Below are 542 nucleotides of genomic sequence, written 5' to 3'. Positions count from 1 at the left end.
ATGTTCACAGGATGATCGAAGATATCGAAAGATTTCTACTAGCTTACTCTTCGTAAGACTGTCAGATTTACATAGAAAAAATTTAATTATTTAACATAAAATCTCTTATGCGAAGCAAAAATGGGAGTCTATAGCTCCCATTTTCATCAATGATTCTTAAGATCTTCTAGCATTGCTTCACGCAGAATTTTATTCATGCGTGTCTGATAGCCTTTGCCTTGAGCCTTTAACCATGCAAGTACATCTGCATCTAGACGAACAGATGTTTGTTGCTTCACTGGACGATAAAATTGCCCATGGCGAACAGCATGACTCCAGTCGGTAATCTCAGGAATGTCAGATAGATCTAATTGTTCATCTGGTACAGTTCCTTTTGCAAGCAAGCGTTTAATTTCAGCATCTTGCTTGTCACTGAATTTTTCATTCAGTTCTTTGCGTGTATATCTAACCATGCTCATATTGATTGCGTTCCGCTTTAGTGACTTGCCTTGCACTAATGATTCGTATGATCTCACAGTCATCATCGTCAATGATTGTATGAG

Annotated in this window: 1 protein-coding gene; it reads right to left on the bottom strand. The window is 37.8% G+C overall.

Translation table 11 applies throughout. From position 1 onward, the window contains the following. Positions 1–146 precede the first annotated feature (146 nt). A partial coding sequence (locus L2W48_RS12930) for a BrnA antitoxin family protein (protein WP_438940979.1) occupies positions 147–542 on the bottom strand: 396 nt, incomplete at its 5' end.

Origin of the sequence: Dethiosulfovibrio russensis, assembly GCF_021568855.1 — a bacterium.
GTDB classification, from domain to species: domain Bacteria; phylum Synergistota; class Synergistia; order Synergistales; family Dethiosulfovibrionaceae; genus Dethiosulfovibrio; species Dethiosulfovibrio russensis.
This window is presented reverse-complemented; position numbering and strand designations above follow the sequence as displayed.